Source organism: Sphingomonas sp. (assembly GCF_964263785.1).
Taxonomy (GTDB): domain Bacteria; phylum Pseudomonadota; class Alphaproteobacteria; order Sphingomonadales; family Sphingomonadaceae; genus Sphingomonas.
Genome location: NZ_CAXVWL010000068.1, coordinates 13,586 through 30,546, shown reverse-complemented (window position 1 = coordinate 30,546; position 16,961 = coordinate 13,586). Strand labels below are relative to the sequence as shown.

Annotated in this window: 16 protein-coding genes; 12 read left to right on the top strand and 4 right to left on the bottom strand. The window is 66.3% G+C overall.

Annotated features, from left to right (window positions below):
* Positions 1-60 precede the first annotated feature (60 nt).
* Both ribB and ACE5C1_RS09260 read right to left on the bottom strand, forming a co-directional pair.
* Complete coding sequence (ribB, locus tag ACE5C1_RS09265) at positions 61-1,188, bottom strand: 3,4-dihydroxy-2-butanone-4-phosphate synthase (protein ID WP_374943783.1); 1,128 nt, start codon at positions 1,186-1,188, stop codon at positions 61-63.
* Positions 1,185-2,918 (bottom strand): CocE/NonD family hydrolase, encoded by a 1,734-nt coding sequence (locus ACE5C1_RS09260; protein WP_374943782.1) that lies wholly within the window; start codon positions 2,916-2,918, stop codon positions 1,185-1,187. The genes ribB and ACE5C1_RS09260 overlap by 4 nt, the downstream gene beginning before the upstream one ends.
* A gap of 190 nt (positions 2,919-3,108) precedes the next feature.
* On the opposite strand from ACE5C1_RS09260, the gene ACE5C1_RS09255 reads away from it, so the two are divergent.
* The 5 genes from ACE5C1_RS09255 to ACE5C1_RS09235 are packed head-to-tail and all read left to right on the top strand — an operon-like array spanning position 3,109 to position 8,568.
* Entirely contained in the window at positions 3,109-4,371 is a 1,263-nt protein-coding gene (locus ACE5C1_RS09255) for an acyl-CoA dehydrogenase family protein (protein ID WP_374943781.1), read from the top strand.
* A gap of 6 nt (positions 4,372-4,377) precedes the next feature.
* Positions 4,378-5,262 carry an SDR family oxidoreductase gene (locus ACE5C1_RS09250; RefSeq protein WP_374943780.1) on the top strand — a complete coding sequence of 295 codons (885 nt, stop codon included), beginning with the start codon at positions 4,378-4,380 and terminating at the stop codon, positions 5,260-5,262.
* A 53-nt stretch (positions 5,263-5,315) separates the two neighbouring features.
* On the top strand, positions 5,316-5,867 hold the full coding sequence (locus tag ACE5C1_RS09245) for a nuclear transport factor 2 family protein (protein ID WP_374943779.1): 552 nt from the start codon (positions 5,316-5,318) through the stop codon (positions 5,865-5,867).
* Positions 5,868-5,899: 32 nt separating this feature from the next.
* Complete coding sequence (locus ACE5C1_RS09240; RefSeq protein ID WP_374943778.1) at positions 5,900-6,295, top strand: nuclear transport factor 2 family protein; 396 nt, start codon at positions 5,900-5,902, stop codon at positions 6,293-6,295.
* 8 nt (positions 6,296-6,303) lie between these two features.
* Entirely contained in the window at positions 6,304-8,568 is a 2,265-nt protein-coding gene (locus tag ACE5C1_RS09235; RefSeq protein ID WP_374943777.1) for a CocE/NonD family hydrolase, read from the top strand.
* Here ACE5C1_RS09235 and ACE5C1_RS09230 read toward each other — a convergent pair.
* Positions 8,565-9,242 carry a TetR/AcrR family transcriptional regulator gene (locus tag ACE5C1_RS09230; RefSeq protein WP_374943776.1) on the bottom strand — a complete coding sequence of 226 codons (678 nt, stop codon included), beginning with the start codon at positions 9,240-9,242 and terminating at the stop codon, positions 8,565-8,567. The two genes, ACE5C1_RS09235 and ACE5C1_RS09230, sit on opposite strands and share 4 nt — an antisense overlap.
* A gap of 149 nt (positions 9,243-9,391) precedes the next feature.
* Here ACE5C1_RS09230 and ACE5C1_RS09225 point away from each other — a divergent pair, with 149 nt between their 5' ends.
* From ACE5C1_RS09225 to ACE5C1_RS09200, 6 genes are all read left to right on the top strand, one after another.
* The gene (locus ACE5C1_RS09225; RefSeq protein ID WP_374943775.1) at positions 9,392-9,679 is read left to right on the top strand and encodes a Dabb family protein; all 288 of its coding nucleotides are present in this window, start codon (positions 9,392-9,394) and stop codon (positions 9,677-9,679) included.
* Positions 9,680-9,695: 16 nt separating this feature from the next.
* Positions 9,696-11,231, top strand: coding sequence for an AMP-binding protein (locus ACE5C1_RS09220; protein ID WP_374943774.1), 1,536 nt, complete (start codon positions 9,696-9,698; stop codon positions 11,229-11,231).
* Between the two features lie 24 nt (positions 11,232-11,255).
* Positions 11,256-12,245, top strand: coding sequence for a VOC family protein (locus ACE5C1_RS09215; protein WP_374943773.1), 990 nt, complete (start codon positions 11,256-11,258; stop codon positions 12,243-12,245).
* A gap of 2 nt (positions 12,246-12,247) precedes the next feature.
* A complete protein-coding gene (locus ACE5C1_RS09210) occupies positions 12,248-13,072 on the top strand; it encodes a fumarylacetoacetate hydrolase family protein (protein ID WP_374943772.1) in 825 nt (274 codons plus the stop codon).
* Entirely contained in the window at positions 13,069-13,659 is a 591-nt protein-coding gene (locus tag ACE5C1_RS09205; RefSeq protein ID WP_374943771.1) for an NADPH-dependent FMN reductase, read from the top strand. Before ACE5C1_RS09210 ends, ACE5C1_RS09205 begins: the two co-directional genes overlap by 4 nt.
* A 378-nt stretch (positions 13,660-14,037) precedes the next feature.
* Positions 14,038-14,799 (top strand): FadR/GntR family transcriptional regulator, encoded by a 762-nt coding sequence (locus ACE5C1_RS09200; RefSeq protein ID WP_374943770.1) that lies wholly within the window; start codon positions 14,038-14,040, stop codon positions 14,797-14,799.
* Positions 14,800-14,859: 60 nt separating this feature from the next.
* Here the strand turns inward: ACE5C1_RS09200 and ACE5C1_RS09195 are convergent, their stop codons facing one another.
* Positions 14,860-16,425 (bottom strand): bifunctional 3-(3-hydroxy-phenyl)propionate/3-hydroxycinnamic acid hydroxylase, encoded by a 1,566-nt coding sequence (locus ACE5C1_RS09195; RefSeq protein ID WP_374943769.1) that lies wholly within the window; start codon positions 16,423-16,425, stop codon positions 14,860-14,862.
* A gap of 91 nt (positions 16,426-16,516) precedes the next feature.
* Between ACE5C1_RS09195 and ACE5C1_RS09190 the strand changes: the two genes are divergently transcribed.
* Positions 16,517-16,912: a cupin domain-containing protein gene (locus tag ACE5C1_RS09190; protein ID WP_374943768.1), complete on the top strand. Its 396-nt coding sequence runs from the start codon at positions 16,517-16,519 to the stop codon at positions 16,910-16,912.
* The last annotated feature ends 49 nt before the right edge of the window (positions 16,913-16,961 follow it).

The window sequence follows — 16,961 nt, the reverse complement described above, 5'->3', positions numbered from 1 at the left end:
ATGCCAACAGGTCGTGACGAGAGGAGCTTACGATATCGGCACGTCCGAACCGTTACGCTGTCAGTCTTCCAGCCCCGCCAATCGTCTCTGCGCAACGATGGACAAGCCGTAGCCTGCCAAGGCGACCGGTGTGCTGGGATTGTTGCCGATGAGGATCATGTCTTGGACGCCGAGTTCCGCCAGGATCTGTGCGCCGATCCCGTAATCGCGCAATCCCGCGTGTTCTGCGTCGTCCAGGCTCGATGCCGATCCGCGCATTTCCACCGTCCGGGTCAAGGCATCGGGCCGCGACGGGTTGATGAGCACGATCACGCCGTTTCCCGCTTCGCCGATCGTTCGCATCGCGCTCTGGAGCAGGCCGGTGTCCGCGCCGACTTCGCCCAACGTATCGCGGAACAGGTCGAGTTGATGCATTCGCACCAGCATCGGCTCGCCCGACGTGACCTCCCCTTTGACCAGGGCGACAGTTTTGCTGCCCACCGCCTTGTTGAGATAGCTGACCGCGCGCCAGCCGCCGCCGTAAAGGCTGGCAAAGCGTGTCTCCGCCACCTTGACGATGTCGTTGTCGTGGCGGCGGCGATACGCGATCAGGTCGCGGATGGCGCCGATCTTGAGCGCGTGGGTTCTAGCAAGCGCGACCAGATCGTCCAGCCGCGCCATCGATCCGTCCTCGTTCATGATCTCGCAGATCACGCCCGAAGGATTAAGGCCGGCCAGCCGCGCTATGTCGACCGCCGCCTCGGTGTGGCCGGCGCGGACCAGCGCGCCGCCGGGACGGGCGATCAGCGGGAAGACGTGGCCGGGCGTGACGATCTCGTCGGCGCTTTTGGAGGCGTCGATCGCGACCGAGATCGTCCGGGCGCGATCCGCGGCGGAGATGCCCGTGGTGACGCCCTCGCGCGCCTCGATCGACGTGGTGAAGGCGGTCTCGTGCCGCGAACGGTTGTTCGACGACATCAGTTCGAGGCCGAGCTGGTCCACCCGCTCCTTGGTCAGCGCCAGGCAGATCAGCCCTCGGCCGTGGCGGGCCATGAAGTTGATCTTCTCCGGGGTCGCCATCTGCGCGGGGATGACCAGGTCGCCCTCGTTCTCCCGGTCCTCGTCGTCGACGAGGATGAACATGCGCCCGTTGCGCCCTTCCTCGATGATCTCCTCGGTGCTCGACAATGCCGAGGCGCGGCCAGTCACGCCTTGACCGGCAGCTGGAGAAAGGAAGGGTAGCGGCCGCCGGTGTGGATCACGTGCCGTCCGCGATTGTCGGGCTCGACGTTCGCCATCCCAGGCATCGCGCCGCCCCAGGGGTGATGGCCGCTGACGACCAGCCGCAGCTGCTCTCCCGCAGCGAGCGACAGTCCGACGGGGAACATGGGAATGTCGACCCGGACGATCTCGCCGGCGCCGAGCTTTTCGACGCGGTCGAAGCTGTGGACCGGCACCGCGTCGGTCGATGTCTCGGAATCGAGATGCCGCATCGACACGCGCAAGCGACCGTTCGAGCCCTTGTACTTGAGGATCGACGCGCCGTCGCGAGTCAGCGCCTGCATCTGAGGGCCGTGATTGGGGATGTTGAACTGCTCGAGCGGCTCGCCATCGGCGTCAAGCTTCTGGAGAATGACGAACAGGTCCATGTCGTCCGCGCCGTCCGCCTCGACCCAGAGGCTGAGCTTGGGATAGCCGACGAACTCGGTCGGCCGGTCGACACGCAGGGTGAAGGCGACGCGGCCGCCTTGCGCTTGCGCGTCATAGCTGGCGGTTCCGGCCGGCCCCGATGAATCTGGGCTCAAGCGGCCGCCGGCGTCCAGGTGATAGCGGGTCTCGGCGAAATCCTCTGGCGGGAACGCGTCCGCCGGCCGGTCGACCATGTCACCGCCTTGCAGGTCGAGCACCGAATAGCGCACGCGCGGCGTCGTCTGCCAGCCGTTGTCGACGCCCTTTAGATAGCGATCGAAGAACCGTAGCAGGTCATTGGAATAGACCTCTTCGTAATAGTCCGGCCATTCCATGTTGTTGTGGATGCGCAGCCACTTTTCGTCCGAGGCGATGTTGCGCCAGCCGCGGAAGGTGCCGGGCGTGTGAATGGTGTTCGAATAGCTGGCCACGACGTACGCCGGCACCGAGATGTTCCCGAACTCAGGGGTCTTGGTTTTCCAGAACCCGTCCATCAGCGGATGGCGCTCAAGCTCGGCTACAAGGTCCTCGCGGCCGGCATTGCCGGTGAAACTGGTCGCGAGCAATCGCGGGAAGGCGAGGTCGGGGATGCCGCCGCGTGCAGCGAAGTCGCGGTACACGTCGCTCAGGCCCTCCCACGGCGCGATCGCCGCGAGGTGCGGCGGTTGCTCGGCGGCGGCAAACCATTGCGAAATGGCGAGATAGGAATTGCCGGTGGTTCCGACCTTGCCGTTGCACCAGTTCTGGACGCCGAGCCATTCGATCAGGTCGTGATAATCCTGCCCCTCCTCCCGGCTCCACCAGCGCGCGTCGCCTTGCGAATCGTAGGTGCCGCGCGGGTCGGGGTTGCAGACGGCGTAGCCGTGCGCGCACCAGAAGGCGGGGTCGGGACCCTCGAACTTCATGAGGCCCGACAGCGGTGCGGTGTCCATGCCGAGCAGCGCGAACAGATCGGTGTAGCGTGGCGCGTTGCCGCGGCTCTTGCCATAGGGGCTCCACGCGACGATCACCGGAACCTTGTCCGTCATGGCCGGGCGCAGGATGTCGGTGTAGATAATCGTTCCGTCACGCAGCGTGACGGGGACATCCTTGTCGAACACGATGTCGACCGGCAGCGGGGCGAAGCACGGCTGCACCTGGAAGCCTGCAGGGAGAGTGCGCGTGCCGGGCTCGAAGCGGCTGAACAGGCCCTGTTCCTTGCTCTCGTCATAAGGGTCGGCGGGGACGATAACGGGGCGATCTTGGGGCATGCGCGATCCTCTCGGCGTTCGAACCTGGCCCGGCTTGAATGCCGGCGCTTTAATAAAGACACCAGGTCTCTTGATCACATCCTAGCAGTCGGCTATGGGCCGTGCAACCGGCGTATCGTACCGGCATGAGATTCGGTGGGGAACTGTCCTAACCGGACGCTCGGCGACCGCGAAATCGGGAGAGTGGCGAATGAGCAAGCATCTGACGTTGGCCGTCGCCGAGCGCGACGCTGCCGAGACTTTTGCGCACGGCGCTGTCGAACCCGATACGATCATGGAGCGGATCGACGCGCTGCGCCCGTGGCTGCGGTCGATGCAGATGGAAGCGGAGCGGCAGCGCCGCGTGCCGCAGGAGACGGTGGAGCGTCTCGCCGAAACCGGCGCCTACGACCTGGCGATCCCGCCGCGGTTCGGCGGCGCGGACTTTTCGGCCCGCGACCTGTTCCGCATCTACGAGGCGCTGGGCCGGGGTTGCGGGGCGACCGCCTGGACCTTGTGGGCATCGACCGGCGGCAACATGTGGAGCGCGGCGTTCGCCGACGAGGTGGTCAGGCCGGTGTTCGATGCGCCCTGGACCGGCAACCGGACCTGCGCGGTCGGCGGCAGCACCCGCCGCCTGTCCGGGACCGCGCGGCGGGTCGACGGCGGCTGGATGGTCAAGGGCGCTTGGCCGTTCGCGACCGGGAGCGTCCACGCCAGCCACGCCTACCTCGCCACCTTCTACGACGAGACTGACGACACCAAGGTCGGCATGGTGCTGCTGCCCAGGGACTCGTACGAATTGCGCGAGGATTGGGACGCGATGGGGCTGGCGGCGACCGGCAGCGGCACGATCGTCGTGGCGGAAGATCTGTTCGTCCCCGACGAGCGGTTCAGCACGCCGCAGATGCTGATCGAGCGGCTCGCCCGGCTGAAGGAACGCGGGTTCGGGCTGCGGCCGGGTGGGCTGGGGCGGTCGATCATGGTCGGCACCGGCAACGCGCTCGGCATGGCGGAGCACGCGCTGGAGCTGTTCGTCGACGGCATCGGCAAGAAGGGGATCGCCTATTCGCCTTACTCCCGTCAGGCGGATGCGCCGATCACGCACCTGAACGTCGGCTATGCGACGATGCAGATCAAGGCGGCGCGGCGCGTCGCGGAGACGGCGCTGGACGATCTCGACCGGCTCCACGAGCTGGGCGAGGACGTCACCCCGGTGGAAACGGTGCGCTTGCACGCCGACGCCGGTTTCATCTGGGATACCTGCGCGACCGCGATCGAGGCGTTGTTCAAGGCTTCCGGCGCGTCGGGGATCGCCAAGAAGCAGCCGCTGCAGCTCGTCGCGCGCAACTGCCGCGCGGGCAGCATGCACGCGGTGCACAATATCCAGACGTGCATGGAGAATTACGGGCGGCAGCTGTGCGGCGTCGAGCTGGCCGTCACGTCGGCCAACGTGCTCGAACGCGTGGGCTGATGGCCGATGATCCTCGTCACCTCGGCGAACGGCAACCAGGGCAGCCGACTCGTCCCCAAGCTGCTGGCCGCGGGACACCGCGTGCGCGCCTGCGTGCGGACCGAAGCCTCGGCCGACCGGTTGCGCGCGCTCGGCGTCACGGAGGCGATGGTCGGCGACCTGGCGGACCGGAGCGTCATCGCGCGCGCGATGGAGGGGGTGCGCAGCGTCTATCACATCGGCCCGACGCTCCATCCCGCCGAGCGCGCGATCGGCTTCGCCATGGTGGACGCGGCGCGGGCTGCGGGGGGCGGCCATTTCGTCTTCAGCTCGGTGCTCCATGCGATCACCACCGACCTGATCCAGCACGAGATCAAGCGGGACATCGAGGAGCATCTGCTGTCGTCCGGGCTCGAATTCACGATCCTGCAACCTGCCAACTACATGATGCCGCACCGGCTGAAATCGGTGTTCGAGGAGGGCGTGTTCCGCCTGTCCTGGTCGCTGGACCGGCACCAGTCGATGGTCGACCTGGAGGACGTCACCGACGTCGCCGCGATGGTGCTGGGCGAGCCGGAGCGCCACGCCGCGGCGACCTATGAGCTGGTCGGACCCGGCCGCTTCACCGCGCATGATATCGGCGGCGTCCTGTCGCGGGTGATCGGGCGCGAGGTCGCGGTCGAGCGGATCGACGCGGCGGCGTTCACGCGCGCGCGAATGGGCGATGCCGACCCGGAATTGCTCGCCCACACGCTGAAGCTCGCGGGCGCGATCTCGGCGCGGTACAGCAGCCACGATTTCCTCGGCAATCCCAACGTCCTCGCCTGGCTGCTCGGTCGCGAGCCTACTGGCTTCGAGGCGTTCGCGCGGCGAGAATTCCAGGCATTCCGGGCCGGCCGGGGACAATCTTGACGTGTGATATTTGGTGACCTAGTGTCTACAGAAAGAAAATAAGGGAGAGCCGGATGACCCTGGAAGAGCTGAGCGCGCGTGCGCAGATCCACGACGTGCTGCTGCGCTATTGCCGCGGTCTCGACCGTGTCGACATGAGCCTGGTGCGCGGCGCGTTCCACAAGGATGCCTGGATCGACTTTCCCGAAAGCCTGCACATCGGCACCGTCGAAGGCTTCTTCGACTTCCTGGCGGAAGAGATGCCGCGGTTCGTCCGGACGATGCACTCTCTGAGCAACAGCCTGATCGAGTTCGACGGACCTGACACGGCGTATGTCGAGACCTATCTGCAAGCCGACCATCAGGGATCGGAGCGGCATCACTGGAAGAACCAGACGGTCAAGCTCTGGGCGCGCTATCTCGACCGCTTCGAGCAGCGCGACGGCGTGTGGCTGATCGCCCGCCGCCGGCTCGCGGTCGACTGGATGTATCGCTATCCCAAGGAGGGCTGGTTCGACGACCATCCCGACGCGTCGGTCGGCAAGCGCGACGGCACCGATCCGAGCCTGCGCCGGGTCGCTGGATTCGGCGGAACACCGATAGTGGAGCAAACGGCGGCTGCTTGATCGGCAGGGAAAACGAGGGAGCGCCCGATACCATGACGCGAGAAGAACAGGCGGACCTCGTCCGGCGGCATTATGCGTTGGGCGCAGCCGGTGACCACGCCGCGGCGCGCGAGCTGCTGACCGACGATTTCGTCATCACGATTCCGGATTTCATGCCCTTTGGCGGCACCTATCGCGGCAAGGACGCCTTTCTGGAGCTGATCCCCAAGGTCCGGGCGATGGCGGCCGTCGCTGCGATCAAGCCGATCGCGACGTCGTTCGGCAGCGATCATGCGGTCGAGATCGTCGAATTCACGCTGGTCGGGTATGACGGCCCCCCGCCGCAGGTCGCCGAATTGATCCGGTTCCGGGGCGACCGGATCTGCGAGATCCGTCCGTTCTACTCCGATCCCCATCCCTTCATGTCCGTCACCGCGCGGCGCGGCTAGGACCTTCCATGCTCACAGGCGTTCTCGCCGGCCCGGTCGCGGGCCTCAAATACCAAACCCCCAGCTGCGAGGGGCTGACCAACGGGCGCGGCGAGTTCCGCTATCGTGACGGCGAGCGGGTCGCCTTTCTCGTCGGCGAGACCGCGATCGGCTATGTGCTCGGCCGCCCCCGCGTCACGCTGGCGCATCTCGCCAGCAGGGTGGACGGTCGAATCGATCGGCTGCTCGACCCGGCGCTCACCAACATCGCGCGGTTCGTGTGCAGCCTGGACAGTGACGGAAACCTGGACGGCGGCATCGCCATTCCCCCCGAGGTACACGCAATCGTGGGCGCCCGTTCGCTCAACTTCCGCCACGACGTCGCCTTCTCGGGTCCGCAGCCGGACAATGTCCGCGATTTCGAAGCGGACCCGATCATCGCGGCTCTGTTGGATGAGCTCAGCCGCGCGGGCGTGTTCACCGACCGCACGCCGCGGCGGCTCTGCTCGGCGGCAACCGCGCGCAACGAGGTTCGGCGCCACATCCTCGGCATCCAGCGCTTCCGCGACGTGAAGGTCCCTCTGGCGAACGGCTCTTACGTCTACGCGGACGTGTTCCGTCCGGCGAAGGAAGGCCGGTTTCCGGTCATCATGAATTGCGGCGTGTACGGCCGTGCGTTCCATCACCATTCAATCTGCGGCGAAGCGGACGTCGAGGCGCACGAGCAGGAGGAAGAACGCTACTGCCAGGGCAATCCGGACGGGCTGATCTACGAGAACCACGAGACCGTGAACACCGCCGAGTGGGTGCCACAGGACTATGTCGTGATCCGGGTGGATGGGCCGGGCACGGGCAGGAGCCCGGGCAAGCTCGCGGTGTGGGGTCACGGCACCGCCGAGGCGTATCGCGACGCGATCGACTGGGCGGGCGAACAGCCATGGTCGAACGGCGCGGTCGGCTTGTGGGGCATGTCCTATTACGCGATGACCCAGCATCAGGCCGCGAGCCTCAAGCCCCGGCACCTCAAAGCGATGATCGCGATCGGCACCGACGTCGATCTGTACGAGGAGGTGCTCTACACCGGCGGCATCCTGAACGAGGAGTTCTTCGGCGTCTGGTACAAGGGCGGGGTGCTCCCCGCGGTGTGCGGCGAGCCCGATGCGGTCGATTTCCTCAGCGTCGCAAGGGCATCGCCGTTCAGGGACTCGAACCCCGATGCGATCTTCGGTCCGAAGGCTGAAGTGTTCATGAGCCCCGATATGCGCGGCGTCGACGTGCCGCTCTGGGCGGTGGCATGCACCACGCACCCCGCGCACTTCCACCAGCTCGGCAGCAGCGAGGCGTATCTGGTCACCCCGACCGCCAACAAGAAGATCGACTTTCAGGAGGACTGGTTCACCCGGTCGTACAGCAAGGAATCGGTCGCCGATTACATGGCGTTCTTCGACCATTGGCTCAAAGGCATCGAGAACGGGATCATGGAGCGGCCGCCCGTCCGGCTCGAGATTCGCACCGGCAACGGCGCGTCCTATGTCCAGGAAGAGAACGAATGGCCGGTCGCGCGGACCGACTATGTCCGATGGCATCTGGACGCGGCACTGTCGGACTGGAGCGGCGACGCGTTCCGGAAGGACTTCCTGCGCTTGTCGAGCGACGAGCCGAAGGCGGAGCGCCGGGCCGAATATGCCGCCGAAGTTCCTGTCGAGGGCCGCGTCGGACCGCCTCCCGCGATGGTGGCGGTCAAGCCGCCGTCGGCGGTGCTGGCCTGGACCAGCGGCGTGTCGTTCATCAGCGACGCGCTCGACGAGGACATGGTGTTCGCGGGCTACGGCTTGGCGCGGCTGTGGGTGTCGTCGACAGCCAGGGACATGGACATCTTTATCGGTGTGCGGATCATCGACGAACACGGGCGCGAGGTAAACTATACCGGGCCGACAACCATGAACATGCCCGTGACCAACTATCCGCTCGCGAAGGGCTGGCTCAAGGTCTCGCACCGCAAACGCGACGAGGCGCGCTCCACCGCGTACACGGTAAAGCACACGCATCTGCAAGCCGATCACGCGCCGTTGCAGCCCGGCGAGATCGTTGCCGTCGACATCGAGATCATCCCGAACACCGCGCTGATCCGCAAGGGGCATCGCATCCGGGTCGACGTGCAGCCGTTCGACGGCTTCGATCACGGCACGCGCCACGCCTACGACGCGTCGATCCACGACGGCGCGCGCAACACGATCTACACCGGCCCTGACCATGCGAGTTGGGTTCAGTTGCCGATCGTCCCGAACCGCTAGGCGCTGGGGAGGGCTTGTCGTTGCCGCGCATTGCTCTTCTTCGCGGGAGCACCGGACTTGCGCTCGTTCTCGGATCGGACCGCGTGCGCCTCCGCAACGCTCATGCCGAGGATGCGCAGCTGATATTCGGCCGCGCGTGCCGACACGTCGGGTCCCGCACCGGCAAGGCGGGCGAGGACGCCCGCGCGCAGGATCGCGAGGTGGGCGTCGATGACGAACTCGTCGAGCGGCTCGCCGAAGCGGCCCTGCTCGATCCCGAGCGCGACGTCGAGGCGCATGTAATGGGCGACATCCTCCTTGAATGCCTCGAATTCAGTGAATGCGGACGCGAGCAGGCGGCCCCAGACCGGCTCCGCCGCGGCGATCTCGATGAATTGCTGGGTGCCGAAGGCGACCCGTGCCGCCCCGTCCTCGAGCGACAGCCGCGTGCTGCTCATGTCGTCGTGCATGGCCTGCGTGACCGCCTGGCACACCGCCGCGACGATCTCGGCCTTGTCACGAAAGTAGAGATAGAATGTGCCGTTCGCGAGCTCCGCCTCTGCGGCGATCTCGCTGACCGAGGTCGCATTGATGCCGCGTTCGGACATCAGTCGCAGCGCGGCCTCGGTCAGTCGGGCTCGCGTGCGCGTGCGCTTGGCGTTGTTCGCAGACAGCCGGGGTGATCGATCGGTCATTCCGGCGAGGCTAGCCAATCTGTTCCTGTCAGGCAATGCATTGACGATATTCTCATAATGAGATACCCCTCACTTCAACGGCAGGTGTAAGGCGCCGCGATGTCCAAGCCGCACGTGCAGAACGGCTTGCAATACGCAGAGGGGTCGAGGTGGTCACGCATATCGTGATCTTCACATGGGTGGCGGGGACCACGGCGGACCGGGTGGAGAGCCTGGCGCGCGCGCTCGACCGGCTTGCCGCGGAACTGTCGGACCTGGTCGCGATCCGCCACGGGCGCGATCTCGGCATTCGCGAAGGCAATGGCGATTACGCGCTGGTCGCAACCTTTGCCGACCGGGCTGGCTGGGACGCCTATCAGGCCGACCCCCGGCACAAGGCTTTCGTACGCGATTTCGTTGCGCCGATCCAGGCCGCCCGTCTGACCATCCAATTCTAGGATCCGGAGCAATCCCATGATCAGCAGCACGAGTATCGAAGGCGACGGCAGTCGCGCAAACGCCAATGTCTTCGCTCTGTTCGAGGCCTCGGCCACAGCGAACATTGACCGGCCTTTCCTGATCGTCGACGGTGCGCCGCTGCTCACCTATGGCGCGATGCTGGCCGAGACCGCGCGCGCGGCCGCGTGGCTCCAGTCGATCGGCGTCGCGCGGGGCGGGCGCGCGCTGGTCCAGGTGCACAAGTCGCCCGCCGCCGTTATCCTCTATCTCGCGTGCCTTCGCGCGGGCGTCGTCTTCATCCCGCTGAACACCGCCTATCAGGAAAGCGAACTCGCCTACTTCCTCTCGGACGCGGAGCCTGCGCTGCTGACGGCGAGCCTCGGCCTGCCGGCCGAGACCGTCGCGTTCGCGGGCAAACGCGTGCTGATTTCGGGTGCGCTCGGCACCGCGCCCTGGGCATCGGTCGAGGGTGGATTGCTGACCGTCGAAGCCACCTCGGATGACGCCGCGGCGATCCTCTATACGTCCGGCACGACCGGCCGGCCGAAGGGTGCGGTGCTGACGCATGGCAATCTGGCGTCCAACGTCCTCACCTTGGGTCAGGCGTGGCGCTGGCGCGACGACGACGTGCTGTTGCATGCGCTTCCCATCTTCCACGCGCACGGCCTGTTCGTCGCGCTGCACTGCGCGCTCCTGGGCGCGTCGCCGATCCTCTTTCACGAACGCTTCGATGCGGGGGCGGTGATCCGTGCTCTGCCCGCTGCGAGCGTGTTCATGGGCGTGCCGACCTTCTACACCCGCCTGCTGGCGGAGCCGTCGTTCGACGCCGCGCTGTGCGAGCATATGCGGGTGTTCGTCAGTGGCTCCGCGCCGCTGCTCGACGCGACGTTCGACGCGTTTGCGGAGCGGACCGGACACACGATCCTCGAGCGCTACGGCATGACCGAGGCGCTGATGGTCACGTCCAACCCCTATGACGGGCCACGGATCGCCGGAAGCGTCGGACCCGCGCTGCCGGGCGTGTCCGTCCGCGTCGTCGCCGAGGGCGGCAGGCCCGCGCCGGCGAACGCGCCGGGCATCCTGGAGATCAAGGGGCCGAACCTGTTTGCGGGCTATTGGCGCAACCCCGAAAAGACCGCCGAGGACCGCACCGCCGACGGCTGGTTCATCAGCGGCGACATCGCGACCGAGGACGAGGCCGGCTTCATCCGCATCGTCGGGCGCGCCAAGGACCTGATCATCTCGGGCGGCTATAACGTCTACCCCAAGGAGATCGAGCTGGCGATCGACGCGCTGGACGGCGTCGCCGAGAGCGCGGTGATCGGCGTGCCCCATCCCGACTTCGGAGAGGGCGTCGTGGCCGTGGTCGCGCATACGCCGGGAAGCGCGCTGGAGCCGGTGGCAATAACGAGCGCGCTTGCGACGCAATTGGCCGCGTTCAAGCGCCCCAAGAAGGTGGTCGTCGTCGACGAGCTGCCCCGTAACGCGATGGGCAAGGTCCAGAAGGCCGAGCTGCGCAACCAACACAAGCATGCCTTCGCCGCCTCCTGAGGGCCGCGACTTCGGAGATCAACGATGCAATTGCCGACCCCCGTCTACAAACCGGCCTTCAACGTGACGCGCGCGAGCCACCTGGTGTCGCGCGTCAGCGACCTGGAGGCGAGCCGGGACTTCTATTGCAACACGCTCGGCCTGGTCGTGAGCGATGAGGACGGCTCGACGCTGTGGCTGCGCGGGATCGAGGAGGCATGCCACCACAGCCTGGTACTCAAGGTCGGCGATCCGTCGATCGAGCGGGTGGGCATGCGCGTGCTGACCGAGGAGGACCTCGACCAAGCCCAAGCGCATTTCGCGGCCGCTGGCTTCCCGACCGAGTGGGTCGAGATCGCGCACCAGGGCCGAACGCTGCACACGACCGACCCCGCCGGAACACCGCTGGAATTCTGCGCCACCATGGAGACGCGCCCGCGTCTGTTCGCCGACGCCAGCCGCTATCACGGCGCCTGCGCGCTGCGGCTCGACCATTTTCAGATCGTCACGCCCAAGGTCCGCGAGAGCCTCGACTTCTACAACGGCATGGGGTTTCGCCTGTCGGAATACGTCATGAACGGCGACACCCTGGAGATGATCTTCCTGCAGCGAAAGGGTAACCCGCACGACATCGTCTTCGCCAATCGCGAAGGGCCTCGGCTCCATCACGTCGCGTTCCAGGTGCCCGAGACGAGCCAGCTGATGCACGTGTGCGACCTGCTCACCGGCCAGGACCGCGAGAACCAGATCGAATTCGGGCCGGCGCGGCATTTCAGCCCCGGCCTGGCCCGCTTCCTCTACCTGCGCGATCCCGACGGGCACCGGGTGGAGCTGTTCCCGAGCCACTATCACACGATCGACATCGAGGACGAACCGCTCAAATGGGAAGTCCCGGGGTTCAAGGTGGGCGGCTGGGTCGTTCCGCCCGATCGCTGGTGGAACGATACTACCGCTTTCGCCGAGTTCGCCGAAGGCGCAACACCCTTCGCCCCGGCCTCATCCGCTGACTCGACCGCTGATCTCCTGGAGCCCTGACCATGCGCATCGTCACCTTTTCCCGGAACGGCCAAATCCATCACGGCGTGCGCGATGGCGACCGGGTGCGGATTCATCCGACCGCAACGTCCGCTGTGGACCTTGCGATGAACAGCGGCGAGCATCCGGTGGGCGAGGAGGTCGCGCTTGCCGAGGTCACGCTGCTCGCGCCGGTGCCGCGGCCGGGCAAGGTGATCTGCATCGGCCTCAACTACCGCGCGCACGCGGCGGAAGGCGGCAACGCGATTCCGGACTATCCGTCGGTGTTCCTGCGCGGCGCGACGTCGCTGATCGGTCCGGCGGACCCGATCATTCTGCCAGACTGTTCGGACAAGCTCGATTTCGAAGCCGAGCTGGCGATCGTCATCGGCAAGACGGCGACGAACGTGCAGCACGACCCGCTCGCGTACGTCGCCGGTTATTGCTGCTTCAACGACGGGACGATCCGGGACTATCAGCGTAAGACGAGCCAATGGACGGCAGGCAAGAATTTCGACGGCACGGGGGCGTTCAGCGTCGAACTGGTGACGCCGGACGAACTGCCCGTCGGTGCCGCGGGCCTCAGGATCACGGCGCGGCTCAACGGCGAGATCATGCAGGACAGCAACACCGCCGACATGGTCTTCGACGCCGCCACGCTGATCACGATCCTGTCCGAGGCGATGACGCTGGAGCCCGGGGACGTGATCGCGACGGGGACGCCCGCCGGCGTCGGCTATGCACGAACACCGCCCGTCTTCATGCGCGAGGGTGACCGCATCGAGATCGAGATCGAGGCGATCGGCAACGCGGCCAACGTCGTCGCGCGGCGGAATGGACAAGCATGAGCGCGCAGGTTCATCCGCGCCATCGGCTGCTCGGCATCCCCGGCAGCCTGCGCGCGCAGGCGTTCTCGACGGCGGTGCTCCGGGCGCTGGCTGCGGCGTCCGCGTCGACGGCCGAATATGATTATGCGGACATCGGCGCGATTCCGCACTTCAACCAGGACCTCTACGTCGAGCCGTTGCCATCGCCCGTGGAACGTTTTCGCCGGCAGATCGCCGAAGCCGATGGCCTGGTCATCTCTTCGTCGGAGTACAATCACGGCATTCCCGGCGTCCTGAAGAACGCGCTCGATTGGGCGTCGCGGCCGCACAACCACTCGCCGCTACGGGGCAAGCCGGTTCTGATCGTCACGTCTTCTTCAGCCGTCACGGGCGGGGTGCGTGCGCAGTATCAGATCCGCGAGACGTTGGTGTCGGCCTTGGCGCGACCGGTCGCCACGCCCGAAATCGTGATCGGGCAGGTCGGTGCGAAGATCGTCGACGGCCGTTTCGAAGACGCGTCGAGCATCGCGTTCGCGTTAGGTGGGCTCAAGGCCATGTTTGCCGAAATCGCGCTTGCGGGGGGGGCGACCGGAAGTGAGTCGGAATAACGTCGACTCCCGCTTCTACTACGGAAAAACTGTGTTAAGGTGACCCGTACAAGATAATAACGATGGAGGGATGGTGTGAATTGGCATGCCTGGCACGCGACCGAAGTGTCGGAGTGTAGCTTCGCGCACCTGTGCGGCATCAGCTTGGCCGCGATGATGCTCTGCGGGCTGATCATTCTGGCCATCGTCTGAGCAGCGGCACCGCTGGAACCACGGTGCCCGATCGCGCGCGAACGTGGTGCGGAGTACCTTGCGCCGATATGGTAAACGCGGCAACGTCGGCCGCGCGCCTATTGATTACGTGACATGGGGATCTGAGCCTTGCCGAACCCGCGGACTGCGTCCGAGCTGGACAGATCGCGGCGGCGACGCGTCAAGGTGGTCGACGAGATCATCGAAACCTTGCGGCAGGATATCGTCACCCGCCGGCTGCCGCACGGCGAACGCCTGCCGAGCGAAAAGGAGCTGTCCGACCGGTTCGGCGTCAGCCAGCCGACGGTGCGCGAGGCGATCCGTGCGCTCGAAACGATCGGCCTTGTGGAGGTATTCCACGGCAATGGGTCGTTCGTCCGAAGCCAGGGGGACTATGCCCTGGCGTCGGCGCTGCAGACGCTCCTGCAGCTCGAAAGCGTCGGCATCATGGAAGTGCTCGACGTGCGGCAATTGCTCGGCCGCCACTCGATCGAGGCCGCAGCCGTGCACGCGACCCCCGAGGATATCGCCGCCATTGAAGCGACCAGCGCACGCTTCGATCGACCGGGCGATCTGAAGGATGTCGATCAGGTGATCGCGGGTGTGATCGACTTCCAGCGCGCGGTCTCGGCGGCGGCGCACAAGCCTATCCTGCAATCTCTGGAAGCCTTTCTGCTGGCTTTGCTGAACGAGGTGCAATTCAAGTCGCTATCGGCGCGGGGTGTTCGTTTCTGGCGCGCGAGAGCGTTGGAGTTCCAGCCCCACCGCGTCGCGATCCTGGCAGGCATCCGTTCCGGCGACCCGGCGAAGGCGCGCGCAGCGATGGACCTCTATTTCGAAGCGCAGCGTGCACGGTTCGAGGAGGACGAATCGCTGCGCTCGCTGGACCTCTCCAGCCCTAAGCTCGTCGCCATCGTGTCGGACATGGTCCGGCAATCCAGGGACTGAGCTCGCGCGGCGCTGCCTTGTTCGGCAAAGGCTCGATCGAACCGATCGCGATTTCTGCCATCACACCCGTGATCCGCCTGTCTCGAGTACCTTCCGCGCCGACGCCACCAGCGTTGCGACGCTCGCCGGTGACGAGGTGCCGAAAACGTAGAAGTCGGGCCGCACCAGAACCGCGTCGGCGGCGAGCCGGTCGAACCAGGCCGCATAGCTGCCATCGAGATCGACTGTGTCCCCTTCGGGTCCGAATTCGGCGACGACGATCCCAAGCCGCCGGATCGTTTCCAGCGTCTCGCTGTCAAGAACGGCAGGATCGGCGTCGCTTCGCAGCAGCAACTGCCATCCCGTCCCCACGACATCGTCGAACAGCCCCTCCCGTCCGTCGCGGCGCACGCGGCCTTGCACCGACAGGTAGCCCGCATTCGGGTCGTTCGCCCGATAGGCGCCGCCGTCTCCCAGCCGCGGCTCGGGCGGCGGCTTCAGCGCCAACGCGGGATTCCTGATCGCCGCCTTCATGCGCTCGTCGCGCGCGGCGACCTCGCCCGCGTCGAGCATGCAGATGATGCGCCCCATCTCGACCGCCTGCCCGATAATCTCCTGCACGTGGTCGGTGCGCTCGGGCCCGTAGCTTGCGAGCAGCGCTTCCGGAGCGCCGCCGCGCAGCACCGCCGCCAGGCGCCAGCTGAGCGCCATTGCGTCGCGCATGCCCGAGCAGAGTCCCTGCCCAAGGAACGGCGGCATCAGATGCGCGGCGTCGCCCGCCAGGAATACGCGGTCCTTCTGCCACCGGTTCGCCCACGATCCGCGAAAGGTGTAGACCGCGTGGCGCTCCAGCGTCGCGTTCCCTGGCGTGATGTTCCAGGGCGCCAGCAGTCTCCACGCCGCCTCGGGCGTGTTGAGCGCCTCGATCGTCTCGCCGGGAAGCCGCATGAACTCCCAGCGCCTCCGGCCCGGCCCGCTGTTCACCAGCGTCGTCGGCCGTGCCGGATCGCAATGCTGGACGACATAGGGGTGCCATAGCCGTTCTTCGTGCGGTACGACGTCGACGACCAGCCATTCGTATGAGAAGCCGAGATCGGTCCGATCGATGCCGAGCAACGCGCGCACCTTGCTGCGTGCGCCGTCCGCGCCGACAACGTAACGCGCCTTGGCGGGTACGGGAGCACGCTCATCCTGCGCAGCCGCGAAGCGCAGGGCGACGCCGTCGGGCTGCTGATCCAGCGCGACCAATTCCTGTCCGCGAAAGATCTGCACGTTGGGGAGCGATTCCAGCCGGCGAACCAGCATCCGCTCGAGATCGGGCTGGAAGAACCCGTTCGCCTGCGCCCAGCCGGACGCGCCCGGCCGGTTCCAGTCGATCTGGAGCAAGGTCTCACCGGACCGATCGAGGAATCTGTACGGCCGATCGGGCCCGATCACCGGATCGATCAGCGGCCTGAATTCGTCCGCCAACCCGGCACCCTGCAGCAGGCGGATCGCCTCGTGGTCGATGGTGCAGGCGCGCGGTAGCGGGTAGAAACTGGGCCATCGCTCATAGAGTGCGACGGACAGCCCGCGTTGTCCGAGGAGCAGTGCGGCCAGTAATCCTACCGGCCCGGCACCGACGATAGCGATGTCGCTGGTCAACACGTCCTGCTCCCGATTTGCTGCGTCCGTCTTGACCGGTCCGGTACCAGCCTACTATGTCACCATGTGACCTTGTCAATAGAGAGGGAAGATCATGGACGTGGTGAGGTTTGCGGACGCGCCCTTCTACACCGCCCCCGACCACGACGACGTCGTGGCGCGGCGGCTGCAAGGTGGAGAGGCGAGCATGGCGGATTTCGCGATGGTCGGGCATTCGACGTTTCCCAACGGAGCCTTCGTGCCGATGGGGGCCGGACCGATCGGCAAGATATACGTGGTGACGGAGGGCACGATCACGATCGAGCAGGTCGATGGCGTTCGCCACATCCTGCCCGCGGGCGACAGCATCTTCATCGCCACGGGTGAAGCGCGCGCCGTTCTGAATGATAGCGGCGCACCGGCGGCGATGATCGTGATCACGCCGACCGCGATGTCACAGCGAGGCAGACCGGCGCCTCGCGCGCACGCGGCACATAGCGCGCGAAAATAGTGGCCGCACTCCTGTTCAAGCAACAGATTGACGACAATCTCATATTGAG

Coding starts and splice junctions, on each gene's coding strand:
- ACE5C1_RS09215 (WP_374943773.1), top strand. CDS start 11,256: ATGCAATTGCCGACCCCCGTCTACAAACCGGCCTTCAACGTGACGCGC.
- ACE5C1_RS09230 (WP_374943776.1), bottom strand. CDS start 9,242: ATGACCGATCGATCACCCCGGCTGTCTGCGAACAACGCCAAGCGCACG.
- ACE5C1_RS09205 (WP_374943771.1), top strand. CDS start 13,069: ATGAGCGCGCAGGTTCATCCGCGCCATCGGCTGCTCGGCATCCCCGGC.
- ACE5C1_RS09240 (WP_374943778.1), top strand. CDS start 5,900: ATGACGCGAGAAGAACAGGCGGACCTCGTCCGGCGGCATTATGCGTTG.
- ACE5C1_RS09210 (WP_374943772.1), top strand. CDS start 12,248: ATGCGCATCGTCACCTTTTCCCGGAACGGCCAAATCCATCACGGCGTG.
- ACE5C1_RS09260 (WP_374943782.1), bottom strand. CDS start 2,918: ATGCCCCAAGATCGCCCCGTTATCGTCCCCGCCGACCCTTATGACGAG.
- ACE5C1_RS09245 (WP_374943779.1), top strand. CDS start 5,316: ATGACCCTGGAAGAGCTGAGCGCGCGTGCGCAGATCCACGACGTGCTG.
- ACE5C1_RS09255 (WP_374943781.1), top strand. CDS start 3,109: ATGAGCAAGCATCTGACGTTGGCCGTCGCCGAGCGCGACGCTGCCGAG.
- ACE5C1_RS09250 (WP_374943780.1), top strand. CDS start 4,378: ATGATCCTCGTCACCTCGGCGAACGGCAACCAGGGCAGCCGACTCGTC.
- ACE5C1_RS09220 (WP_374943774.1), top strand. CDS start 9,696: ATGATCAGCAGCACGAGTATCGAAGGCGACGGCAGTCGCGCAAACGCC.
- ACE5C1_RS09235 (WP_374943777.1), top strand. CDS start 6,304: ATGCTCACAGGCGTTCTCGCCGGCCCGGTCGCGGGCCTCAAATACCAA.
- ACE5C1_RS09190 (WP_374943768.1), top strand. CDS start 16,517: ATGGACGTGGTGAGGTTTGCGGACGCGCCCTTCTACACCGCCCCCGAC.